The sequence below is a fragment of the Streptomyces sp. NPDC046335 genome (genome assembly GCF_055587985.1).
The window spans coordinates 117,401-139,810 of the sequence record NZ_JBVJFF010000002.1 but is presented as its reverse complement, the minus strand read 5'-3'; the positions used below and the strand labels follow the sequence as shown (position 1 = coordinate 139,810).

Here is a 22,410-nt window from a genome sequence, read left to right as displayed (position 1 = left end):
GGATGCCCTCCTCGTACCGCTGGTGCGGGTCGCTGCCGTCGGCCCTTGCGGTCAGTCCTCGCTGGGCGCGGCCGGGAGCCGCGTCTGGATCAGGTCCATCACGGAGGAGTCCGTGAGCGTGGTGACGTCACCCAGCTCGCGGTTCTCCGCGACGTCCCGCAGCAGGCGCCGCATGATCTTCCCGGAGCGCGTCTTCGGCAGCTCCGCCACCGGCAGGACGCGCTTGGGCTTGGCGATCGGGCCGAGCGTGGTGCCCACGTGGTTGCGCAGCTCGGCGACGAGACCCTCGGCCTCGGCGTCAGCCGAGCCCCGCAGAATCACGAAGGCGACGATGGCCTGCCCGGTCGTCTCGTCCGCGGCACCGACGACCGCGGCCTCGGCGACGGCCGGGTGCGAGACGAGCGCGGACTCGACCTCGGTGGTGGAGATGTTGTGCCCGGAGACGAGCATCACGTCGTCCACCCGGCCGAGCAGCCAGATGTCGCCGTCCTCGTCCTTCTTGGCGCCGTCACCCGCGAAGTACTTGCTCTCGAAGCGCGACCAGTACGTGTCGATGAACCGCTGGTCGTCGCCCCAGATGGTGCGCAGCATCGAGGGCCACGGCTCGGTCAGGACGAGGTAGCCACCGCCGCCGTCCGGAACTTCCCTGGCCTCGTCGTCCACCACGGTGGCCGAGATGCCGGGCAGGGCGCGCTGCGCGGAGCCGGGCTTGGTCTCGGTCACGCCGGGCAGCGGCGAGATCATCATCGCGCCGGTCTCGGTCTGCCACCAGGTGTCCACGATGGGGCACTTGTCGCCGCCGATGTTCTTCCGATACCACATCCAGGCCTCGGGGTTGATCGGCTCACCGACCGAACCGAGCACCCGCAGGCTGCTCAGGTCGAACTTCGCGGGGATGTCGTCGCCCCACTTCATGAACGTCCGGATCGCCGTCGGCGCGGTGTAGAGGATCGTGACCCCGTACTTCTGGACGATCTCCCAGAAGCGGCCCTGGTGCGGGGTGTCGGGGGTGCCCTCGTACATCACCTGCGTCGCGCCGTTCGCCAGCGGGCCGTACGTGATGTACGAGTGGCCGGTGACCCAGCCGATGTCGGCCGTGCACCAGTAGACGTCGGTCTCCGGCTTGAGGTCGAAGACGGCGTGGTGGGTGTAGGCCGCCTGCGTCAGATAGCCGCCGGACGTGTGCAGGATGCCCTTCGGCTTACCCGTGGTGCCCGAGGTGTAGAGGATGAAGAGCGGGTGCTCCGCGTCGAAGGCCTCGGGGGTGTGCTCGGCGGACTGCTTCTGCGTGATCTCGTGCCACCACACGTCGCGGCCCTCGGTCCACGCCACGTCCTGGCCGGTGCGGCGCACCACGAGGACGTGCTCGATCTGCGGCGAACGCGTCACCGCGTCGTCGACGGCGGGCTTGAGCGCGGAGGGCTTGCCCCGGCGGTACCCGCCGTCGGAGGTGATGACGACCTTGGCGTCGGCGTCCTTGATGCGGGCGGCGATGGCGTCCGCGGAGAAGCCGCCGAAGACCACCGAGTGGGCGGCGCCGATGCGGGCACAGGCCAGCATCGCGACGACCGCCTCGGGGATCATCGGCAGGTAGACCGCGACGCGGTCGCCCTTCTGGACGCCCAGCTCGGTCAGGGCGCCGGCGGCGCGGCTGACCTCGTCCTTGAGCTCGGCGTAGGTGATGGCCCGGCTGTCGCCGGGCTCACCCTCGAAGTGGATCGCCACGCGGTCGCCGAGTCCCGCCTCGACGTGGCGGTCGACGCAGTTGTACGCGACGTTGAGCTTGCCGTCGGCGAACCACTTGGCGAACGGCGGGTTCGACCAGTCGAGCGTCTCGGTCGGTTCCGTGGCCCAGGTCAGCCGGCGGGCCTGCTCGGCCCAGAAGCCGAGCCGGTCAGCCTTGGCCTGTTCGTACGCCTCCGCCGTGACGTTGGCGGCGGCAGCCAGCTCCGCCGGCGGCGCGAAGCGACGCTCCTCCTTCAGAAGGTTGGCCAGGCTTTCATTGCTCACGACATCTCCCTTTCCCAGGGTGTCCGTTGTGTCCGAAGCCACAGCTCATCAGACACAACCCGGTGTGACAAGGGGCTGCCGAAAATTGGTTTAGACCTTTACACGTTCACGGCTGTGGTGCCGCCGCCCGCGTGGGCCCCAACCGCGAGGGTGCCACCTGGTCGAAGACCTCTTGGGGGAGTCTCTCCGCCCCGGAGCCCTCGGTCAGGAGATAGGACTGCGCCTCTCCGACGTGGAAGTACATACCGTGCAGCTCAAGATCGCCGGCCGCAAGTCGACGTGCCACCGACGCGTGCGCCCTCAGGTGCTCGAGCTGCTGGATCACATTGGTGAGGCACAGCTGCTCGACCGGGTCCGCCGGTGCCCGGCCCGCGAGGAGCGCCCAGTCCTCACCCTGAGCGGCCACCCGCTCCAGGCTCGGCCGACCGTGCCGCAGCCATCGCCACAGCGGGGTCTGCGTGTCCTCCGCCGGGAAGTTGAGCAGGGCCTGCATCGCGCCGCACCCGGAGTGCCCGCACACCGTGATGGACCGCACCTTGAGCACGTCGACCGCGTACTCGATCGCGGCGCCCACCGAGTCGTCCCCGCTCTCGGCACCCGGCAGTGGCACCAGATTGCCCACATTGCGTACGACGAAGAGGTCACCGGGGCCGCTGGAAGTGATCATCGATGTGACGACCCTGGAGTCCGCACACGTCAGGAAGAGCTGCGCGGGCTGCTGTCCCTCCCGGGCGAGCCTGGCCAGCTCGCCCCGGACATGAGGTGCCGTGTTCCGCTGGAAGGCGCTGATCCCGCTGGCCAGTTGGTGCCCGCGGGGCTGCCCCGTCTCCTGCTGCTCCTGGGGGCGGTCGCAGTGGTGGTTGCGCCACGGGGTCCACGGCCGGCAGCACGAGTGCGCGGCGCTCGCGGGCTCGGCGATGCGGGTCCCGGCGCGGCCGGTGACCTCGACGCCGCCGCCGTGCGCGGTGTGCGCGTCCTGCCAGCACTGCAGCGACTCGAAAGCGGCATGGTCCATGAAAGAGCCGTCCAACTCCACTACGACGTCCTCCCCTTGAGGAACGAGGTGCAAGGTCCTGCTGAGCCGGGGCACGGCGAGGAACGTCAGCTGCCCGCGGACGCGGACATGGTGGACGCCGGCCACCTTCTCGTGGGTGATACGGGTGCGGGCGAGGCGGTGCAGCGCGACGGTGACGGCTACGGCGATGCCGAGCGCCACGCCCTCCAGGACGCCGAGGACGACCACGCCGAGGGTGGTGGTCGCGTACACGACGATCTCGCGGTGGCGGGTGATGGTGCGGATGTGGTTCAGGCTGACCATCTGGATGCCGACGGCCATGACGAGGGCGGCGAGGGCCGCCAGCGGGATCAGCTCCAGGGCGGGGACCAGGAGCAGCGCGGCCACTACTACCCAAACGCCGTGCAGCATCGTGGAGTTCCTGCTGACGGCTCCCGCTCGCACATTGGCCACGCTGCGCACGGCGACCCCGGCCACGGGCAGACCGCCGAGCACGCCGGAGGCGATGTTGGCGCTGCCCTGGCCGAGCAGCTCGCGGTCGAGGTTGGAGCGCCGGACGCTCGTGTTCAGCTCGGGCCGCTGAGAGGTGAGCTTGTCGATGGCTACGGCGCCGAGCAGGGACTGCACGCTGCACACCAGGGTGGTGGTGAGCACGGCGGCGACGATGCCGAGCACGGGGCCTTCGGGGAGCCCGGCGAGCGCGTGGCTGCGCCAGGAGGGCAGGTCGACGCGGTCGAGGCTGAGCCGGGTGACGGAGGCGAAGCAGGTCGCGACGGCCACCGAGACCAGGGCGGCGGGCACGACGCGGGTCATGCGTCCCGCCCGTCCGGGGATGCGCGGCCAGAGCAGCAGAACGACGAGGGTGAGCAGGCTGACCGACAGGGCGGCCGGATGCAGGGCGGCCAACTGGGCGGGCAGCGCGCGGAGGTTGTCGAGCACGGCGCTCTGCGGGGTGCCGCCGAGCACGATGTGCAGCTGGGCCACGGCGATGGTGACGCCGATGCCGGCCAGCATGCCGTGCACGACGGCGGGGCTGACGGCGAGGGCCGAGCGGGCCACCCGCAGGCAGCCGAGGCCGAGTTGGGCGAGGCCGGCGAGGATGGTGATGGCGCAGGTGGTCTGCCAGCCATAGCGGTGGATGATGTCCGCCGTGACGACCGTGAGGCCGGCGGCGGGGCCGCTGACCTGGAGGGCCGATCCGCCGAGCCGCCCTGCGACGAGGCCGCCGACGGCGGCGGCGACGAGGCCCGCCTGTAGCGGGGCTCCGGTTGCGAGCGCGATGCCGAGGGAGAGCGGCAGGGCGATCAGAAAGACGGCGATCGACGCCGAGAAGTCGGCGCCCGCGATGCGGAACCTCTTCCCGGGCGGCGGGGCGTGCGGCTTGTGGGCCCGGGGCTCGTGGGCCGAGTCGGTCATGTCGGTGGGGGCGCAGGCAGTCATGTTTCCCGTCTCCTCCGGGGCAGCGCGGTCGCGGACATGGGGGCCCTCCAAAGCTGTGCGGAGGGCGGGATCGCGGCCGTGGGTCACGGCGTAAAGCGGCGGGGGCTATCAACGCTCGGTAAACGAATCGTAATGCAGAGTAAAGGTCGTGGATGGATTTTCCGGGCAAATAGGGCAAGCGATCACTCGGATGAGCGAATAAAAACTTTTATCGGCTTGTCGGACCGGACATTTCGGACCTGCGCGTGAGGCTGCTGTCTGTTCTGTCCCGACTTGCGCGAAAGAAGGTGGGCGGAAGATGGCCGCCACCCGGAGAGTCACCGCGAGCCTCACCGCCCTCGTGGCCTGCGCGGCAGCATTGGCCGGCTGTGCCGAGAGCGGCGACGGCGTGAAGGAGGGCGCGCACGGCGCCAAGAAGGGCGCCGGTGCCCCGCCCCAAAGTCCGGTCCGTCTGATCGGGGACGGCTCCACCGCCTACACCGGGAAGCAGCCGAACCTGCCGAGGCCGGCACGGTTGAAGCCGGGCCAGAAGCCGCCGCAGTTCGTGGTCTTCTCCTGGGACGGCGCGGGGGAGGACAGCCAGAAGCTGTTCTCGCACTTCCGCAAGGTGGCCAAGCGGAACGACGCCACCATGACGTACTTCCTCAGCGGCGTGTACTTGCTTCCCGAGAAGAAGCGGGAGCTCTACAAGCCGCCCCGGCATCTCACGGGCAGCTCGGACATCGGCTTCAACGACCGCCAGGGAATCGCGGACACCGTGGAGCAGCTCCGCGGCGCCTGGCTGGAGGGCAACGAGATCGGCACCCACTTCAACGGCCACTTCTGCGGCGCGGGCCGCGGCGTCGGCGAGTGGTCCGTCGACGACTGGAAGAGCGAGATCAGACAGGCCAAGTCCTTCGTGAAGGCCTGGAAGACGAACACCGGCATGAAGCACGCGAAGCCGCTGCCCTTCGACTACGAGAAGGAACTGGTGGGCGCCCGCACCCCCTGCCTGGAGGGCCAGAAGAACTTCATGCGGGCGGCGCGCGAGCTGGGCTTCCGCTACGACACCAGCGGCGTCAACAACCAGCTCTGGCCCAAGAAGAAGGAGGGTCTCTGGGATCTGTCGATGCAGCTCGTGCCGGTCCCCGGCCGCAAGTTCGAGACGCTCACCATGGACTACAACTTCATGGTCAACCAGTCCGGCGCGACCTCACAGGGCGACCCCTCCATGCACGAGTACTGGGGTGACCAGATGCGCGACGGGCTGCTCCAGGGCTTCGACCGGGCCTACAAGGGCAACCGCGCCCCGTTGATCATCGGCAACCACTTCGAGTCCTGGAACGGCGGCACGTACATGCGCGCCATCGAGGAGACCATCGAGAAGGTGTGCACCAAGTCCGAGGTGCGCTGCGTCTCCTTCCGTCAGCTCACGGACTGGCTCGACGCGCAGGACCCGAAGGTCCTGGCGCGGCTGGGGAAACTGCCGGTCGGGCAGGCCCCGAAGGAGGGCTGGACGAGATTCCTCTCCGCCCAGCCCGCCCCGGCCCCGAAGGGCGTACCGGGGGCTCCGGCGCGCAAGCAGGACTAGGGGCGGGCAAGTCCCGGGCCTCCTGGCCCTGTTCAGGCAGTGGCCACCATCTGCTCGCGCAGGACGAAGTCGGGGTCGACCTGGCCCGCCAGGTCGGCGCCCGTACGTTCGTTGCCCCAGCTCTGCGCGTTCTTCAGGTGGAAGTGCACCATCTGGCGCGTGTAGCGCTCCCAGTCCCTCCGTGCGTACGAGGCGTCGACGGTGGCCTGGAGTGTCCGCAGGGATCGGCGGTTCTCCTCTTCGAGCAGCTCGAAGCGCGGCGGGCGGCCCTTCTCCATGGCGCGCACCCAGTCCGAGTGCCCGACGGTCACCAGGAGGTCGTCGCCGACCTGCTCACGCAGGAAGTCGACGTCGTCCTGGCCCTGCACCTTGTTGCCGACGACCTTGAGCTCCACGCCGAAGTCGCGTGCGTACTCCTTGTACTGCCGGTAGACCGAGACGCCCTTCCTCGTCGGCTCGGCCACCAGGAACGTCAGGTCGAAGCGCGTGAACATGCCGGAGGCGAAGGAGTCCGATCCCGCGGTCATGTCGACGACCGCGTACTCGTCGCGGCCGTCGACCAGGTGGTTCAGGCACAGCTCCACCGCTCCCGTCTTGGAGTGGTAGCAGGCGACACCGAGGTCGGCTTCGGTGAACGGCCCGGTGACCATCAAACGCACGGTGGTGTCGTCGAGTTCCACGGGCCGGGCGCACGCGTCGAACACCGGGTTGTTCTCGCGCACCCGCAGGAGCCGCGAGCCCTCGCCGGGCGGCGTGGTCTTGATCATCGTGTCGGCGGAGGCGATCCGCGGATTGGAGCCCCGCAGGTACTCCTTGATCAGCGGCAGGTGCGCGCCGAGGGCGGGCAGCTCGGCCGCGTGCGTCTCGTCGAGGCCGAGAGCCGGGCCCAGGTGCTGGTTGATGTCGGCGTCCACCGCGATGACGGGCGCGCCGGTGGCGGCGAGGTGGCGGATGAAGAGCGAGGACAGCGTGGTCTTGCCGCTGCCGCCCTTTCCCACGAAAGCGATTTTCATAACCACGAAGCGTAGTCGAGTGATCGCCGTGCGTGTGCGAGTGGGTGAAGAAGACCACTCCTTCGTGGCGTGAGGCTGTTCAGTACGTAGGGTCTACTCATGAGTACGACACCCGATCCGCTCGCGGCCCTGGGGACGATCCCCGGTGTGGCCGACTCCGTGGACTCCGTTCGCAAGGCCGTGGACCGGGTCTACGGCCACCGGGTCATGCGGCGCCGCAGCAACGAGGTCACTTCTGAGGCGGCCCTGAGGGGCGCCCGCGGGTCCGCGGCCCTCTCGGGCGCGGAGTGGGCCCTGGAGGAGGTGCGCAGGCGCAGCGACTTCAGTGGCGACGACGAGGCGCGCGCGGTCGGCGGCGCCCTGCGGCTGACCGCGGAGGCGGGCCAGTTGCTCTCGATCTGGCGGCAGTCGCCGCTGAGGGTCCTGGCGCGCCTGCATCTGGTCGCCGCGGCCGACGCCGACGAGGCGGCGGGGCGTCCGCGCCTCGCGGGCGAGTCCGTCGACGAGCCGCTGATCGAGCTTCCCCTGCCGGACGCGGACGAGGTGGCGGGGCGTCTGGAGGGCCTCTCCCAGTTGATCATCCAGGGCGGCTCGGCGCCGGCCCTGGTGACGGCGGCCGTGGTCCACGGCGAGCTGATCAGCCTGCGCCCCTTCGCCTCGTGCAACGGCCTGGTGGCGCGCGCCGCCGAGCGCATCGTCCTGGTGGGCAGCGGCCTCGACCCCAAGGCGGTCTGTCCGGCGGAGGCGGGCCACGCGGAGCTGGGCCGGGCGGCCTATGTGGCGGCGCTTGAGGGGTACGCGTCCGGCACCCCGGAGGGCATGGCGGCCTGGATCGCCCACTGCGGCAAGGCGGTGGAACTGGGCGTCAGGGAGTCCACGGCGGTCTGCGAGGCGTTGCAACGGGGCGCGGCGTAAGGCCCCGGACAGGGTTGCGGCGGTACGGAGTTCCGTACCGCCGCTGGCATGTTCACCGTGTTACCAAGCGTCCTCGAATGTTGCCCATCAGGTCGGGTCTTTGCCCGTCACCTGGTGCGGCTGGCCCGTAATCGACGGGTCGACGTCGCGTGGGTGCTCGGTGTTCATGCTTCGGTCCGTGGGGCCGTTACTGCGTTTGAAGGTAATCCTCTCGGATGTCCTTGGTCTCGCGGGCCGTTGACTCATTTGTACTCCTGTCCTGGAGTAAGCGGAAGTCCTGGCCGTACTTCTTTACTTTTAGGTTCAAATACACCTGAATCGGGCGCGTTTCGGCAGGCCGGCTGGGTCAGCTCACCGGGGTTCGGCGGCGGCTTGCGAGCCAGACGAGACTCGCGGTGGCGGCCGCGGCGCCCACCGCGGCCGCCGCGATCAGGGCGGGCCGCGGCGGAGCGGGCAGGCGCTGCTTGAGCCGTACCGGACGGTGGAAGTCGAGGATCGGCCACGCGCGCGTGAGCGCCTCGCGGCGAAGCGCGCGGTCCGGGTTGACGGCGAAGGCGTGCCCGACCGACTCGAGCATCGGCAGGTCCGTCACCGAGTCGCTGTAGGCATAGCAGCGGTCCAGGTCGTACCCCTCCGAAAGGGCGAGCTCCTTGATCGCCTGCGCCTTGGTGGGGCCGTACGCGTAGTACTCCACCTCGCCCGTGAAGCAGCCGTCGTCCCCGACGATCATGCGAGTGGCCACCACGCGGTCCGCGCCGAGCAGCTCGCCGATCGGCTCGACCACCTCTGCGCCCGACGTGGAGACGATGACGACGTCCCGTCCTGCCGCGTGGTGCTGCTCGATGAGGGAGGCGGCCTCGTCGTAGATGATCGGGTCGATCAGGTCGTGCAGCGTCTCGGCGACGATTTCCTTGACCTGTCGAACGTTCCAACCGCGGCACAGCGCGGAGAGGTACTCGCGCATCCGCTCCATCTGATCGTGGTCCGCGCCGCCCGCCAGGAAGACGAACTGCGCGTAGGCGGTGCGCAGCACCGCTCTACGGTTGATCAGGCCGCCTTGGTAGAACGACTTGCTGAACGTGAGCGTGCTCGACTTCGCAATGACCGTCTTGTCCAGGTCAAAGAAGGCGGCAGTGCGAGGCAGGGAGTGGTTTTCCACGAGGTCGAGCATAGGGGCCCACCATTCGGCGTAAGCTGAGGCGTGTGGGTTTGCCTGAGAAGGCTCTCGGGTACACCATGGAAGTCACGGATCGTTCGCGACCGTGCTAACCCGGTCTGGCTCCTCCCCCCCCCGAGTCGGACCGTGGGGACGACCCCCGCTCTCCCCCCCGGCGGGGGTCGTCGCATGTCCGGATGGGTTTTTGGGCCCTCCGTCGATCATCTTCCGGCCCCGTTGGGCCCCCATCGCCGCCTCTGGGCATCCCGCTGCCTTGCCCAAGGATCGTCACTGTGCGTAGCCAACGCGCTGCGCTGTGGAAACCCGTGGGAACTCGGTCGGGAACCTGTCGGAACTCGGCGTGATGTCGATGCGCCGTCACCGGTATGGGTGACGGAGATATTCACAGTCATCGCCCGGTCCACAGTTATTGAGCAAGATCCACACGATTACCGACGCCGCTGCACGCTGATTCCACGCGTTCCGCTTGCGAAGTTCATGGCCGGATTGCTTTGTCCGGTTCTTCGATGCGGGGCGCGCCATTCAGGGGTGCTTGCGGTGAAGGGGGATGGAGATCGTGGGTGGAGTCATTTCGCGGGACAGGTCCGCGTCGTCCGACGGGCGGCAGAGCGGACCGCTGATCCTGACCGAGGACGTGGAGCTCCTCGACGACCTGCTGCGGCTCTGTGCGGCGGCGGGTGCGCGACCCGAGGTGCACCACGGCGGGCCGGGGTGCGCACAGGGGTGGGATTCGGCCCCGCTCGTCCTGGTCGGCGACGACGCGGCGGACCGGGTGCGCGGGGCCGCCCGACGGCGTGGAGTCGTGCTGGTCGGGCGTGATCAGGACGATTCCGGTGTCTGGCGGCGCGCGGTGGAGATCGGCGCCGACCACGTGCTGCTCCTGCCCGACGGCGAGCAGTGGCTGGTGGACCGCATCGCCGATGTGGCAGAAGGCGTGGGGCGGCCCGCGCTGACCGTCGGAGTCATCGGCGGGCGCGGTGGAGCGGGTGCCTCCACCTTGGCCTGCGCCCTCGCGGTCACGGCGGCGCGATCGGGCCGGCGCACGATGCTCGTCGACGCCGATCCGCTGGGCGGCGGCCTGGACGTCCTCCTCGGGGGCGAGACGGCCGACGGCCTGCGCTGGCCTGCGTTCGCCGCGTCACGGGGCCGGGTCGGCGGGGAGGCCCTGGAGGAGTCCCTGCCGGAGCTGCACGCGCTGCGGGTGCTGAGCTGGGACCGGGGCGAGGCGGTGGCGGTCGCACCGGAGGCGGTGCGGGCGGTGGTGTCAGCGGCCCGCAGGCGCGGCGGTGTGGTCGTCGTGGACCTGCCGCGCCGGGTGGACGAACCGGTCGCGGAGGCATTGGCCCAGGTGGACCTGGGGCTCCTGGTGGTGCCGCCCGAGCTGCGGGCGGTGGCAGGGGCCCGGCGGGTCGCGTCGACCGCGGGGCTGGTGCTGCGCGACCTGCGGGTGGTGGTCGGTGCCGGAGCGGGTCCTGGTGGCCCACCCGGTCGCCGTGGACTCGACTCCGAAGAGGTCGCTCGTCTCCTCGGGCTGCCGCTGGTGGGTGACGCGCCCTGGGAGGCGGGTCTCTCGGTGGCGCAGGCCGCGGGGGTGCCGCCGGGCGGGTTCGCGCGCGGGCCGCTGGCCCGGTTCTGTGACGCCTTCTGGGGCCGGGTGCCGGCCGACGCCGTCGGCGGTGGCGTATGAGCGCGGTCGTCGGGGCCCGGATGCTGGACGGGGTGCGCCAGTGGCTCGCGGAGAGCGGCGAGGAGCCGACGCCGGCCAGGGTCGCCGAGGCGCTGCGGGCCCAGGGCCGGGTCCTCGGGGACACGGAAGTGCTCGGCGCCGCCTCACAGTTGCGCTCGGAGCTGGTCGGAGCGGGGCCACTTGAGCCCTTGCTCGCGGACGACTCCGTGACCGATGTACTGGTCTCCGCGCCCGACCGGGTCTGGGTGGACCGGGGCGGCGGGCTCGAACTCACCGGGGTCACGTTCGCGAATGCCGACGCGGTGCGGCGACTCGCCACGCGCCTCGCGGCCGTCGCCGGGCGGCGCCTGGACGACGCGCGGCCCTGGGTGGACGCCCGTCTCCCGGACGGCACCCGGTTGCACGCGGTCCTGCCACCGGTCGCCGTGGGCTCCACGTGCCTCTCGCTGCGGGTCGTGCGCCCTCGCGCCTTCACCCTCGCCGAGCTGGTCGAGGCGGGGACGGTGCCCCCCGGCGGTGACCGGGTGCTGCGCGCACTGCTCGACGCCCGCCTGTCGTTCTTGATCAGCGGGGGTACGGGCAGCGGCAAGACCACTCTGCTGAGCGCACTGCTCGGCCTTGTGGGGCCCGGGGAGCGGATCGTGCTGGCCGAGGACTCCGCGGAGCTGCGGCCCGAGCACCCGCATGTGGTCCGCCTGGAATCCCGGCCCGCGAACCAGGAAGGGGCCGGTCACGTAGGCCTGGACGACCTGGTCCGCCAGGCGCTCCGTATGCGGCCCGACCGGCTGGTCGTGGGCGAGGTGCGGGGCGCGGAGGTGGTCCACCTGCTGGCCGCGCTCAACACGGGACATGAGGGCGGTTCCGGCACTGTCCACGCCAATGCTGCCGGGGACGTGCCCGCCCGGCTCGAGGCCCTGGGGACGGCCGCGGGGCTCGACAGGGCGGCTTTGCACAGCCAGTTGGCCGCGGCCCTCTCGGTGGTGATCCATCTGGTGCGCGACTGGGAGGGACGGCGCCGCGTCGCGGAGGTGCACGTGCTGGAGCGGGAGCCGTCGGGCCTGGTGGTGACGGTGCCGGCGCTGCGATGGGGCGCGAAGTCCTTCAGTGAGGGACCGGGGTGGACGCGGCTCAGGCCGTTGCTCGACGGCGGCGATCGGGGTGAGCCGACGTGAGTACGTCGATGTGGGCGGCGGCGCTGTGTGCGGCCGGCGCAGTCTGGCTGGTGGGCGGCCGGGGCAAGGAGGCCGGAAGGGTCCATGCGGTGCTGGCGGCCGGGGTTCCTGCGCAGGCGGGCGGCTGGTCCTGGCGGCGGGTTCTCGCCGCCGGGCGTGGGCGGGTGCCGCATGAGTGGTGGTGCCTCGCGGCGGGACTGCTGGCGGCGGTCCTCGGGGCGTCCGTACTGCCGCTGGTGGCTGGGGCGGCGGCGGTTCCCCTGGCCGGACGGGTGCGGCGGGCACGGGACGCGCGCGGCGAGCGGGAGCGGCGTGGCGCTGCGGTCATCGCGCTCTGCGGGGCGCTCGCGGGCGAGGTGCGGGCGGGGCGGCAGCCCGGGGACGCGCTGCGGCTGTCCCTCGGCGAGGCGGATTCCTGCGGGATCTCCGACGAGGCACGGAGTGCGGCCCTCGCGGCGGCGCGCTTCGGCGGGGAGGTGCCGGACGCGCTGCGAGAGGCGGCGCGGGAGCCGGGAGCCGAGGGGTTGCTCGGGCTCGCGGCGTGCTGGCGGGTGGCGGTCGACCGCGGGGCCGGGCTCGCGGCGGGGCTTGAACGGCTGGAGGCGGCGTTGTGCTCCGAGCGCGATCAACGGGCGGAGCTGCGCGCACAGCTGGCGGGTGCGCGCTCGACCGCGGTGATGCTCGCGGGCCTGCCGGTGCTCGGACTGCTGATGGGCAGCGCGCTGGGGGCCGAGCCGCTGCGGGTGCTGCTGCACACCGGGGCGGGCCTCGGCTGCCTGGCGACGGGCGGGGTGCTCGAAGGCGCCGGGATGTGGTGGGCGCTGCGGATCGTACGGGGAGCGGAGGGGCGATGAACGATATCCACAGGCTGGGGGTAACGGCGTGGGTAACCGCGGCCACGCTGTGGGTGGTGTGGACGCTGCTGGTCGCGCGGCACGAGAGAACGGTGCGGCGCCGGACCGGAGCGGTGCTGGGCGCGGAGGCACCGGCTGCGGGGCGTGTGAAGCGGTGGCCGGCCGTGCGGGGCGGGGCGCGCGCCTGGCTCACGGTGACCGGCACGGCGGGCGCGGTCTACGCCCTGGTGGGCGGCGGCGTGGGGCTGCTGTTGGCGGTGGCCGCGGGGTACGGCGCATGGCGGTGGGGACGGACCCGTGCCTCGCCCCACGAGTGCGGGGAGCAGAGCGAGGCGGCGGCTGCGCAACTTCCGCTGGCGGCCGACCTCTTGGCGGCGTGCGTGGCCGCGGGGGCGAGCCCTGTCGCGGCTGCCGGAGCGGTCGGCGAGTCGTTGCGGGGGCCGGTGGGCGAGCGGCTGGCGCGGGGGGCCGCGGAAGTACGGCTCGGTGGCGAACCGGCCGAGGCCTGGCGGCACTTGCGGGCGATTCCGGGGGCCATACCGCTGGCCCGCCTCCTGGAGCGCGCCGACGAGTCGGGAGCACCGGCCGCGGACCCGGTGGCCCGCCTCGCCGCGGACGCACGGGCCGAGCGAGGCCGGGCGGCCACGGCCAAGGCACGGCGGGCGGCGGTCCTGATGACGGCTCCCGTGGGGCTCTGTTTCCTCCCGGCGTTCGTCGCGGTCGGCGTGCTGCCGGTGGTGATCGGACTCGCGGAGGGGCTGCTGAACACGGGTTGAACGCAGGTGCGTTGACCGTTTCGGCCGCTGGGGCCGAGCGGAGTGAGCAAACCAATGGAGGTCGGAGATGTTCGGGCACAGGGGGAGTACGCGATGGCTGCTGCGGCGGGTACAGGCGGCGGGCAAGGACGCGGGGATGGTGACGTCCGAGTACGCGATGGGGCTGATCGCGGCGGTGGGATTCGCCGGGCTGCTCTACAAGGTGGTGACGAGCGGGCAGGTCAGGGCGGCGCTCCAGGCGATCGTGGAGAAGGCTCTCCATGCGCAGTTCTGAGGCTTGGCGGAGGCGGCGGGCACGGGCCCGGCCACGGATGGGGCCTAGATTCCGGGACCGTTGTCGGGACGCGGGGTTCGTGACGGCGGAGGCAGCCGTGGTGCTGCCGACGCTGGTCCTCTTCGCCATGGCGCTTGTCTGGACGCTCCTTGCCGCGTGTGCGCAGGTCCAGTGCGTGGACGCGGCGAGGGCGGGTGCCCGCGCCGCGGCGCGGCAGGACCCGGAGGCGGTGGCCGTCGCGGCGGCGCGGCAGGCGGCGCCACGTGGGGCGCACGTATCGGTGCGGCGGGAGGGCGACCTGGTGCGCGTCGAGGTCGAGGCGGACGTTCCGGGCCCCACGGTCCTGGGCCTCGGCGTGCGGCTGCGGTCGGAGGCGGTGGCGTTGGCTGAGGAGAGCGTGGGGGTGGGCGTATGACCGGCAGGCCTTGGCATGGGGCGGCGCGGGACCGAGGGGCGGCGACGGTATGGGTGACGGTGGTGATGGCCGTGCTCTGTGTGATCTGCGGGGCGGTGCTGGCGATGGGGCAGGCCGTAGTGGCCCGGCACCGGGCGGGAGGGGCGGCGGATTTGGCGGCGTTGGCGGCGGCGGACCGTTGGGCGGCGGGAAGCGCGAAGGCGTGCGAGGGGGCGGCCAGGGTGGCCGAGGCGCAGGGCGCGCGGCTGGTGCACTGTTCCGTGCGGGGCGAAATCTCCGAGGTGACGGCCTCAGCCTCCGTAGGCCCTTTCTCGCCGCGGATCAGGTCCCGCGCGGGGCCATGGCGGGCAGTGCCGCCCGAAGGACCGGGCGCCGCGAGGCCGCAGGGGCCGGCGCCCGCAACCGAGGCCGGGCCAATAGCCCGCCAGCCAGGCGGCCCCTAGGGGCCTCCGCCCCCGAAACGGGCCCGCCCCCGAAGCCGGGCCCGCCCCGGAGGCGTGCCTGGCCCTGAGGCGGCCTCCGCATCCGAAGCCGGGCCTGTCCCGGAGACTGCTCCGTGCCCTGCATCGCCTGCCGAGGAAGCGGAAGCCGCCCCGGGCCCTTCGGCCGCTCCCGCTCCCGTTCCCGGAGGCGAAGCCGTGGCCGCCGTGGAGGCCGTAGTTGGCGCTCAGGCGGCCTCTGGCCCCGAGGGGGAAGCCGGGCCCGCCCCGGGGGCCGTACCGGGCTCAGGCGAAGCCGTGGCCGCCGTGGAGGCCACGCCTGGCCCTGAGGCTGCCTCCGGCCCCGACGCCTTCCCCGGCCCCGAAGCTGCCTCCGGCCCCGAAGCTGCCTCCGGCCCCGAGGCTGCCTCCGGCCCCGAGGGAGAACCCGCCCCCGCCTTCGAAGCCACCCCCGCCCCAGAGCTCGCCCCCGCCCCCGAAGCCGAAGCCGAAGCTGAAGCCGAAGCCGAAGCTGAAGCCGAAGCCGAAGCCGAAGCCGAAGCTGAAGCCGAAGCTGAAGCCGCCCCCAAGCTCCCCCCAGAACCCCCCGCATCCCGCAACAGCACCGAAAGCAGCCGCACCGCGCCGCGCTTGTGCAACGGCTCGTTGCCGTTGCCGCATTTGGGGGACTGGATGCAGGAGGGGCAGCCGGCGTCGCATTCGCAGGAGGCGATGGCCTGGCGGGTGGCCGTCAGCCATTCGTGTGCCGTGTGGAAGGCCCGTTCGGCGAAGCCCGCCCCGCCGGGGTGGCCGTCGTACACGAAGACCGTGGGAAGGAGCGTGTCCGGATGCAGCGGCACGGAGACACCGCCGATGTCCCAGCGGTCGCACGTGGCGAAGAGCGGCAGCATGCCGATGGAGGCGTGCTCGGCGGCGTGCAGGGCGCCGCCGAGGATCTCCGGGTTGACGCGGGCGGCGTCCAGTTGGTCCTCGGTGACGGTCCACCAGACCGCCCGGGTGCGCAGCGTACGAGGAGGGAGGTCCAGCTTGGTCTCGCCGAGGACCTCACCCGTGATGACCCGTCGGCGCAGGAAGGAGACGACCTGGTTGGTCACCTCGACGGAGCCGTAGCAGAGGCGTCCCTGGCCCCAGGGGACCTCGACGTCCGTCTCCAGGATGGAGATCGCCGTGGTGTCGCGCGCGGTCGTGGAGTACGGCGGCGCGGCCTCCTCGACCAGGGCCACGGAGTCCTCGAGGTCGAGGTGGCGCACCAGATACGTGCGCCCCTGGTGAAGGTGGACGGCGCCCTCGTGGACGGTGGTGTGCGCGGCGGACGCGTCAACGGTGCCGAGCAGCCGCCCCGTGCCCTCCTCGACGATCTGGACGGGCTCACCGCCCTCGCCGCGGATGTCCGTCAGGTCGGCGGCCCGCTCCCGGCGGGTCCAGTGCCAGGCCTTGGTGCGGCGGCGCAGCAGCTTCGCGGCCTCCAGCTGCGGAAGCAGCTCCTCGGCGGCCGGACCAAAGAGCTCCAGGTCCTCCTCGGTCAACGGCAGTTCGGAGGCGGCCGCGCAGAGGTGGGGCGCGAGCACGTAGGGGTTGTCGGGGTCGAGGACCGTGGACTCCACGGGCTGCCGGAACAGCGCCTCGGGATGGTGGACGAGATAGGTGTCCAGCGGATCGTCCCGGGCCACCAGCACGGCCAGCGACCCCTGCCCGGAGCGTCCGGCACGCCCGGCCTGCTGCCAGAGCGAGGCACGCGTGCCCGGATAGCCCGCGATGATGACGGCGTCGAGGCCCGACACGTCGACGCCGAGTTCGAGGGCGGTGGTGGCGGCGAGGCCGAGGAGTTCGCCGGAGTGCAGGGCGCGTTCCAGGGCGCGGCGCTCTTCCGGGAGGTAGCCGCCGCGGTAGGCGGCGACGCGGTGGGTGAGGGAGCGGTCGACCTCGGCGAGGCGTTCCTGGGCGATCACCGAGATCAGCTCGGCGCCGCGCCGGGACCGTACGAAGGCGACCGAGCGGACGCCCTGGACGGTGAGGTCGGTGAGGAGGTCGGCCGTCTCGGCGGTGGCGGTGCGGCGGACCGGGGCGCCCTTCTCGCCATGGAGGTCGGTGAGCGGCGGCTCCCACAGGGCGAAGACGAGGTCACCGCGGGGTGAGGCGTCGTCGGCGACCTCCTTCACCGGCAGCCCGGTGAGGCGCTCCGCCGACGCGGCGGGCTCGGCGGAGGTGGCGGAGGCGAGGAGGAAGACGGGCTCGGAGCCGTAGCGGGCGCAGAGGCGGCGCAGGCGGCGCAGGACCTGGGCGACATGGGAGCCGAAGACGCCGCGGTAGGTGTGGCACTCGTCGATGACGACGTAGCGCAGGGCGCGCAGGAAGGAGGACCAGCGCGGATGGGACGGCAGTATCCCGCGGTGCAGCATGTCGGGGTTGGTCAGGACGTAATTGGCGTACTGGCGCACCCACTCGCGCTCCTCGAAGGGCGTGTCGCCGTCGTAGACGGCCGGACGCACGGCCTTGCCCAGGGGAGCGGCCAGTTCCCGTACGGCACGGCGCTGATCGGCCGCGAGGGCCTTCGTGGGGGCGAGGTACAGAGCGGTGGCGCCACGCCCGTTCGGTGCCTCGGAGCCGTCCATGAGGGCGGAGAGGACGGGGGTGAGATAGGCGAGCGACTTGCCCGAGGCGGTTCCGGTGGCGACGATCACCGATTCGCCGTCCAGCGCGTGCTCGGCGGCCAGTGCCTGGTGGGCCCAGGGGCGCTCGATGCCCGCGGCCCGGACGGCGGATACGACCTCCGGCCGGATGCGGTCGGGCCAGCCTGCATACCGGGCCTCACGTGGGGGCATGTGCTCCGTATGAGTGACGCGCGAAGCACGGCTCGGCCCAGCGGTGAGTCGGTCGAGGACCGCCCGCGGAGAGGCGTGTGCCCGGGCGCCCGCAGTGGGTTCTCCGGGGGGAGAAATGTTGGCCATCGGCATCGAGTGTGTCACTGGTGGGATGGACAATGGTCGTAAGGCGTCGTGCATGCCCGCCGGTAAGTGATTGAATGCCATCGCGGCTGGCGATCCGTCCTGGGGGCTCTGCCGAGGTGTCCCGAGGGATGACCGCTCGATAGCAAGGTGCTGGAGGATCCGTGGACCTGTCCCTGTCGACCCGTACCGTCGGCGATCGTACGGTCGTCGAGGTCGGTGGCGAAATCGATGTATATACCGCGCCCAAGCTGCGCGAGCAGTTGGTCGAGTTGGTGAACGACGGCAGTTTCCATCTGGTCGTCGACATGGAGGGCGTGGATTTCCTCGACTCCACCGGACTCGGCGTGCTGGTCGGCGGCCTGAAGCGTGTGCGTGCCCATGAGGGCTCGCTGCGCCTGGTCTGCAACCAGGAGCGCATTCTCAAGATTTTCCGTATCACCGGTCTGACCAAGGTGTTCCCGATTCACACCTCGGTCGACGAAGCGGTCGCGGCCACCGACTGAGTGGCGGCGGCTGAGCGCCGGACGACGGAGGTCCGGCGCACCGGCCGGACGCTCCGGGCTCTCGGCCCGGTGTGGCAGTACAGCAGGGGGCTGGGCTTCGGCCCGGTCCCCTGACCGCACGCGTGTATGTCCGAGGGGGACGTATGGCCACCGTCGAGCTCCGCTTCAGCGCGCTGCCCGAGCACGTGAGGACCGCCCGTCTGGTGGCGGCCGCGGTCGCGCGCAGGGCCGGAGTGGACGAGGCCGTTCTCGACGAGGTCAGGCTCGCCGTCGGCGAGGCCTGCACGCGCGCCGTCGGACTGCATCAGACCAGCGGCGTCACGGCGCCGGTGCGGGTCTCGCTCATCGAGGACGAGAAGCAGTTCTCCATCGAGGTCGGCGACGAGGCACCCCGTTCGGCCCCCGGTGACCGGGCGCCCGGCGCGGCGGGCCAGGGCGAGGAGCTCGAGGCCGAGGGCGAGGACGAGATGGGCCTCGCCGTCATCAGCGGTCTCGTGGACGACGTCGAGGTCACCGCGGGCGAATCCGGTGGCCAGATCCGCATGAGCTGGCCGACGACCCCCGCGCCGCTCCTTTCCTGAGCGCGACGCGCCCGGGGCACTCCTGCCGCGACGATCACCACGGGCACCGACGATCACCCTGGGCCCGTGAACCCGGTATGCCCACACCGCCCACATCCCCCGTCATCCCTGTCATCCCCTGTCATCCCCGTGATGAACAGGGGCTTTTCTTTGGGTGATCTTATTTCGGGCTAGATCGACGATCTTTCGGCAATCACTCGTCAACGGGTTTGAGGCATTACCGCTTTCGGGGCCAATCGATGGCCCGGATCATTTGCTGAGGAGCAATCTCCGGTCATTTGCGTTAGTGGCGCTCTGTTTTGATCAGGTTCTGCTCCCTACAATCCGTCCACATCTTGAGCTCAGGTCAAGCGTCAAGGAGGACGAATGGCGGGGCTTTTTACCCCTCATCAGATTGACCACCCCTCAACCTTCGCAGCCGCAGTGCTGACGGACGACAACCGTCTCATCGTCATGGTGATCGCGGCCGTCGCGCTCGCGGCGCTCGTCGTCGCGGGCGTGCTGGTACGCCAGGTTCTCGCGGCCGGCGAGGGCACCGACAGCATGAAGAAGATCGCGGCGGCGATCCAGGAAGGCGCGAACGCCTATCTGGGCCGGCAGCTCCGCACGCTCGGCGTATTCGCCGTCGTGGTGTTCTTCCTGCTCATGCTGCTGCCCGCGGACGACTGGAATCAGCGCGCCGGACGATCGATCTTCTTTTTGATCGGAGCGGCGTTCTCGGCGACCACCGGCTATATCGGTATGTGGCTCGCCGTGCGCAGCAATGTTCGCGTGGCGGCCGCCGCCCGGGAAGCCACTCCGGCGGAAGGGGAACCCGAAAAGGATCTCACCGCCGTCTCGCACAAAGCCATGAAGATCGCTTTCCGTACGGGCGGCGTCGTCGGCATGTTCACGGTGGGGCTCGGTCTTCTGGGCGCCTCCTGTGTGGTGCTCGTCTACGCGGCCGACGCGCCGAAGGTGCTGGAAGGTTTCGGCCTCGGCGCGGCGCTGATCGCGATGTTCATGCGTGTCGGCGGCGGCATCTTCACCAAGGCCGCCGACGTCGGCGCCGACCTGGTCGGCAAGGTCGAACAGGGCATTCCGGAGGACGATCCGCGCAATGCCGCGACCATCGCCGACAACGTGGGCGACAACGTCGGCGACTGCGCCGGCATGGCCGCGGACCTCTTCGAGTCGTACGCCGTGACGCTGGTCGCCGCGCTGATCCTCGGCAAGGTGGCGTTCGGCGACGCCGGGCTCGCCTTCCCGCTGCTCGTCCCGGCCATCGGTGTCGTGACGGCGATGATCGGCATCTTCGCGGTGGCGCCCCGGCGCGCCGACCGCAGCGGCATGAGCGCCATCAACCGCGGGTTCTTCATCTCCGCGGTGGTCTCGTTGGTCCTCGTGGCCATCGCCGTCTTCGTCTATCTGCCGTCCACGTACGCGAAGCTGGACGGCGTCACGGACGCGGCGATCAAGGGCCACGACGGCGATCCGCGGCTGCTCGCGCTGATCGCCGTGGCCATCGGCATCGTGATGGCCGCCCTGATCCAGCAGCTCACCGGGTACTTCACCGAGACGACCCGACGCCCCGTCAAGGACATCGGCAAGACCTCGCTGACAGGTCCGGCCACGGTCGTGCTCGCCGGCATCTCGATCGGCCTGGAATCGGCCGTCTACACCGCGCTGCTCATCGGGCTCGGCGTGTACGGGGCGTTCCTGCTCGGCGGTACGTCGATCATGCTCGCCCTGTTCGCGGTCGCCCTGGCCGGTACGGGACTGCTGACCACCGTCGGTGTCATCGTCGCCATGGACACCTTCGGCCCCGTCTCCGACAACGCGCAGGGCATCGCGGAGATGTCCGGCGACGTCCAGGGCGCGGGCGCGCAGGTGCTCACCGACCTGGACGCCGTCGGCAACACCACCAAGGCCATCACCAAGGGCATCGCCATCGCGACCGCGGTCCTCGCGGCGTCGGCGCTCTTCGGGTCGTACCGCGACGCCATCGCGACCGCGGCCAAGGACGTCGGCGAGAAACTCGGCGACGGCGCTCCGATGAACCTGGTCATGGACATCTCGCAGCCGAACAACCTGGTGGGCCTGATCCTCGGCGCCGCGGTCGTCTTCCTCTTCTCGGGGCTCGCGATCAACGCGGTGTCACGGTCGGCGGGCGCCGTGGTCTACGAGGTGCGGCGGCAGTTCCGCGAACACCCCGGGATCATGGACTACACCGAGGAACCGGAGTACGGGCGCGTCGTCGACATCTGCACCAAGGACGCGCTGCGCGAGCTGGCCACACCAGGTCTGCTCGCCGTGCTCACGCCGATCGCGGTCGGTTTCTCGCTCGGCGTCGGCGCGCTCGGCTCGTTCCTCGCGGGCGCGATCGGCACGGGCACGCTGATGGCGGTCTTCCTCGCCAACTCGGGCGGTGCCTGGGACAACGCGAAGAAGCTCGTCGAGGACGGCCACCACGGCGGCAAGGGCAGCGAGGCCCACGCCGCGGTCGTCATCGGCGACACCGTGGGCGACCCGTTCAAGGACACCGCGGGCCCGGCGATCAACCCCCTGCTGAAGGTGATGAACCTGGTGGCGCTGCTCATCGCGCCCGCGGTCGTCAAGTTCAGCTACGGGGACGACGCCAGCGCCGGCATGCGGGCGCTGATCGCGGTGCTCTCCATCGCGGTCATCATCGGCGCGGTCTACGTCTCCAAGCGGCGCGGTATCGCCGTGGGGGACGAGGGCAACCCCGAGCGCGCGGCCAAGCCGGTCGACCCGGCGATCGTCTCGTAGAGGGTCCGTCAGGGACCGCCCAACACGCGGGCGGACGTCGCGTTTTGACGCGCCGTCCGCCCGTCGGCATGTCCCGCACTCAGGCCGCTGCCGTGCGGCGGGCGAGCCGTGAGCCTTCTCTCCCGCTCCCAGCCCTCTCCGGCTTGGTGCAAATGGCTGCAATAGGGGTTGTATCAGACCCTCGGCATGCGGATGTAGCCCAGTTGGCGTGTAAGTTCCGGGGCCGAGAGCCATGGAAGGGACCAATCCGGTGAACAAGAAGCTTGCAGCCGCACTGTCCGGCGGTGCGGTACTGGTACTCGCTCTGTCAGGGTGCAGCAGCGACGACGGCAACAAGGAGCTGGACGACTGGGCCAAGAAGGTCTGTGACTCCGTTCAGCCGCAGTCGAAGAAGATCGCGGACGCCAACACCGCGATCCAGAAGGAGACCTCGGACAACAGTTCGCCGGCCGACGTTCAGAAGACGGACTCCAAGGCGTTCCAGGACATGTCCGACGCCTACAAGGCGATGGGTGACTCCGTGAAGAAGGCCGGTGCCCCGCCGGTCGACGACGGCAAGAAGAAGACGGACGACGCCGTCAAGGAGCTCCACGCCATCTCCGCGTCGTACGGGGACCTGAAGAAGCAGGTCGACGGCTTGGACACCAAGAACCAGGCGGACTTCGCCGACGGCCTCAAGGACGTCGCGGGCGAGCTGGACAAGCTGAGCAAGAGCGGCAACAGGGCGCTGGAGAAGCTTCAGGAGGGGGAGGTCGGCAAGGCGATGGGCCAGCAGGACAGCTGCAAGAGCGCGTCCGCCACGCCCTCCACCAAGAGCTAGCTTCTTTCGGCCGTACGTTCCTCACGCCCTC

Annotated in this window: 18 protein-coding genes; 13 read left to right on the top strand and 5 right to left on the bottom strand. The window is 71.0% G+C overall.

Annotation, left to right across the window (positions count from 1 at the left end):
• Positions 1–51: 51 nt before the first annotated feature.
• Positions 52–2,052 (bottom strand): acetate--CoA ligase, encoded by a 2,001-nt coding sequence (gene acs, locus ACZ6JY_RS04415; protein ID WP_469192147.1) that lies wholly within the window; start codon positions 2,050–2,052, stop codon positions 52–54.
• A 64-nt stretch (positions 2,053–2,116) separates the two neighbouring features.
• A complete protein-coding gene (locus tag ACZ6JY_RS04410) occupies positions 2,117–4,465 on the bottom strand; it encodes a bifunctional SulP family inorganic anion transporter/carbonic anhydrase (RefSeq protein ID WP_469192146.1) in 2,349 nt (782 codons plus the stop codon).
• Positions 4,466–4,763: 298 nt separating this feature from the next.
• Here ACZ6JY_RS04410 and ACZ6JY_RS04405 point away from each other — a divergent pair, with 298 nt between their 5' ends.
• Positions 4,764–6,035 carry a polysaccharide deacetylase family protein gene (locus tag ACZ6JY_RS04405; protein ID WP_469192144.1) on the top strand — a complete coding sequence of 424 codons (1,272 nt, stop codon included), beginning with the start codon at positions 4,764–4,766 and terminating at the stop codon, positions 6,033–6,035.
• 32 nt (positions 6,036–6,067) lie between these two features.
• Here ACZ6JY_RS04405 and ACZ6JY_RS04400 read toward each other — a convergent pair whose 3' ends face one another.
• On the bottom strand, positions 6,068–7,048 hold the full coding sequence (locus tag ACZ6JY_RS04400) for an ATP-binding protein (RefSeq protein ID WP_469192142.1): 981 nt from the start codon (positions 7,046–7,048) through the stop codon (positions 6,068–6,070).
• Positions 7,049–7,147: 99 nt separating this feature from the next.
• On the opposite strand from ACZ6JY_RS04400, the gene ACZ6JY_RS04395 reads away from it, so the two are divergent.
• Positions 7,148–7,963 carry a Fic family protein gene (locus tag ACZ6JY_RS04395; RefSeq protein ID WP_469192140.1) on the top strand — a complete coding sequence of 272 codons (816 nt, stop codon included), beginning with the start codon at positions 7,148–7,150 and terminating at the stop codon, positions 7,961–7,963.
• A gap of 346 nt (positions 7,964–8,309) precedes the next feature.
• On the opposite strand, the gene ACZ6JY_RS04390 is transcribed toward ACZ6JY_RS04395, so the two are convergent.
• Positions 8,310–9,134: an HAD family hydrolase gene (locus ACZ6JY_RS04390; RefSeq protein WP_469192138.1), complete on the bottom strand. Its 825-nt coding sequence runs from the start codon at positions 9,132–9,134 to the stop codon at positions 8,310–8,312.
• Positions 9,135–9,687: 553 nt separating this feature from the next.
• On the opposite strand from ACZ6JY_RS04390, the gene ssd reads away from it, so the two are divergent.
• From ssd to ACZ6JY_RS04355, 7 genes are all read left to right on the top strand, one after another.
• Entirely contained in the window at positions 9,688–10,827 is a 1,140-nt protein-coding gene (ssd, locus tag ACZ6JY_RS04385) for a septum site-determining protein Ssd (RefSeq protein ID WP_469192136.1), read from the top strand.
• Entirely contained in the window at positions 10,824–11,999 is a 1,176-nt protein-coding gene (locus ACZ6JY_RS04380) for a TadA family conjugal transfer-associated ATPase (RefSeq protein WP_469192134.1), read from the top strand. Before ssd ends, ACZ6JY_RS04380 begins: the two co-directional genes overlap by 4 nt.
• An 8-nt stretch (positions 12,000–12,007) precedes the next feature.
• Positions 12,008–12,853 carry a type II secretion system F family protein gene (locus ACZ6JY_RS04375; RefSeq protein WP_469192989.1) on the top strand — a complete coding sequence of 282 codons (846 nt, stop codon included), beginning with the start codon at positions 12,008–12,010 and terminating at the stop codon, positions 12,851–12,853.
• Complete coding sequence (locus ACZ6JY_RS04370) at positions 12,850–13,629, top strand: type II secretion system F family protein (RefSeq protein WP_469192132.1); 780 nt, start codon at positions 12,850–12,852, stop codon at positions 13,627–13,629. The genes ACZ6JY_RS04375 and ACZ6JY_RS04370 overlap by 4 nt, the downstream gene beginning before the upstream one ends.
• 67 nt (positions 13,630–13,696) lie before the next feature.
• Positions 13,697–13,903, top strand: a complete 207-nt coding sequence (locus ACZ6JY_RS04365; protein ID WP_469192130.1) for a DUF4244 domain-containing protein — start codon at positions 13,697–13,699, stop codon at positions 13,901–13,903.
• A 37-nt stretch (positions 13,904–13,940) separates the two neighbouring features.
• Positions 13,941–14,318 (top strand): TadE family type IV pilus minor pilin, encoded by a 378-nt coding sequence (locus ACZ6JY_RS04360; protein ID WP_469192128.1) that lies wholly within the window; start codon positions 13,941–13,943, stop codon positions 14,316–14,318.
• Entirely contained in the window at positions 14,315–14,761 is a 447-nt protein-coding gene (locus ACZ6JY_RS04355; protein ID WP_469192126.1) for an Rv3654c family TadE-like protein, read from the top strand. Before ACZ6JY_RS04360 ends, ACZ6JY_RS04355 begins: the two co-directional genes overlap by 4 nt.
• A gap of 224 nt (positions 14,762–14,985) precedes the next feature.
• Here ACZ6JY_RS04355 and ACZ6JY_RS04350 read toward each other — a convergent pair whose 3' ends face one another.
• On the bottom strand, positions 14,986–17,787 hold the full coding sequence (locus ACZ6JY_RS04350) for a DEAD/DEAH box helicase (protein ID WP_469192124.1): 2,802 nt from the start codon (positions 17,785–17,787) through the stop codon (positions 14,986–14,988).
• 80 nt (positions 17,788–17,867) lie between these two features.
• Between ACZ6JY_RS04350 and bldG the strand changes: the two genes are divergently transcribed.
• The 4 genes from bldG to ACZ6JY_RS04330 all read left to right on the top strand — a co-directional run bounded on the left by bldG (position 17,868) and on the right by ACZ6JY_RS04330 (position 22,379).
• Positions 17,868–18,209, top strand: a complete 342-nt coding sequence (bldG, locus tag ACZ6JY_RS04345) for an anti-sigma factor antagonist BldG (protein WP_005475923.1) — start codon at positions 17,868–17,870, stop codon at positions 18,207–18,209.
• 143 nt (positions 18,210–18,352) lie between these two features.
• A complete protein-coding gene (locus tag ACZ6JY_RS04340; RefSeq protein ID WP_469192122.1) occupies positions 18,353–18,790 on the top strand; it encodes an ATP-binding protein in 438 nt (145 codons plus the stop codon).
• Positions 18,791–19,156: 366 nt separating this feature from the next.
• Complete coding sequence (locus ACZ6JY_RS04335; protein WP_469192120.1) at positions 19,157–21,559, top strand: sodium-translocating pyrophosphatase; 2,403 nt, start codon at positions 19,157–19,159, stop codon at positions 21,557–21,559.
• 232 nt (positions 21,560–21,791) lie between these two features.
• A complete protein-coding gene (locus tag ACZ6JY_RS04330) occupies positions 21,792–22,379 on the top strand; it encodes a small secreted protein (protein WP_469192118.1) in 588 nt (195 codons plus the stop codon).
• The last annotated feature ends 31 nt before the right edge of the window (positions 22,380–22,410 follow it).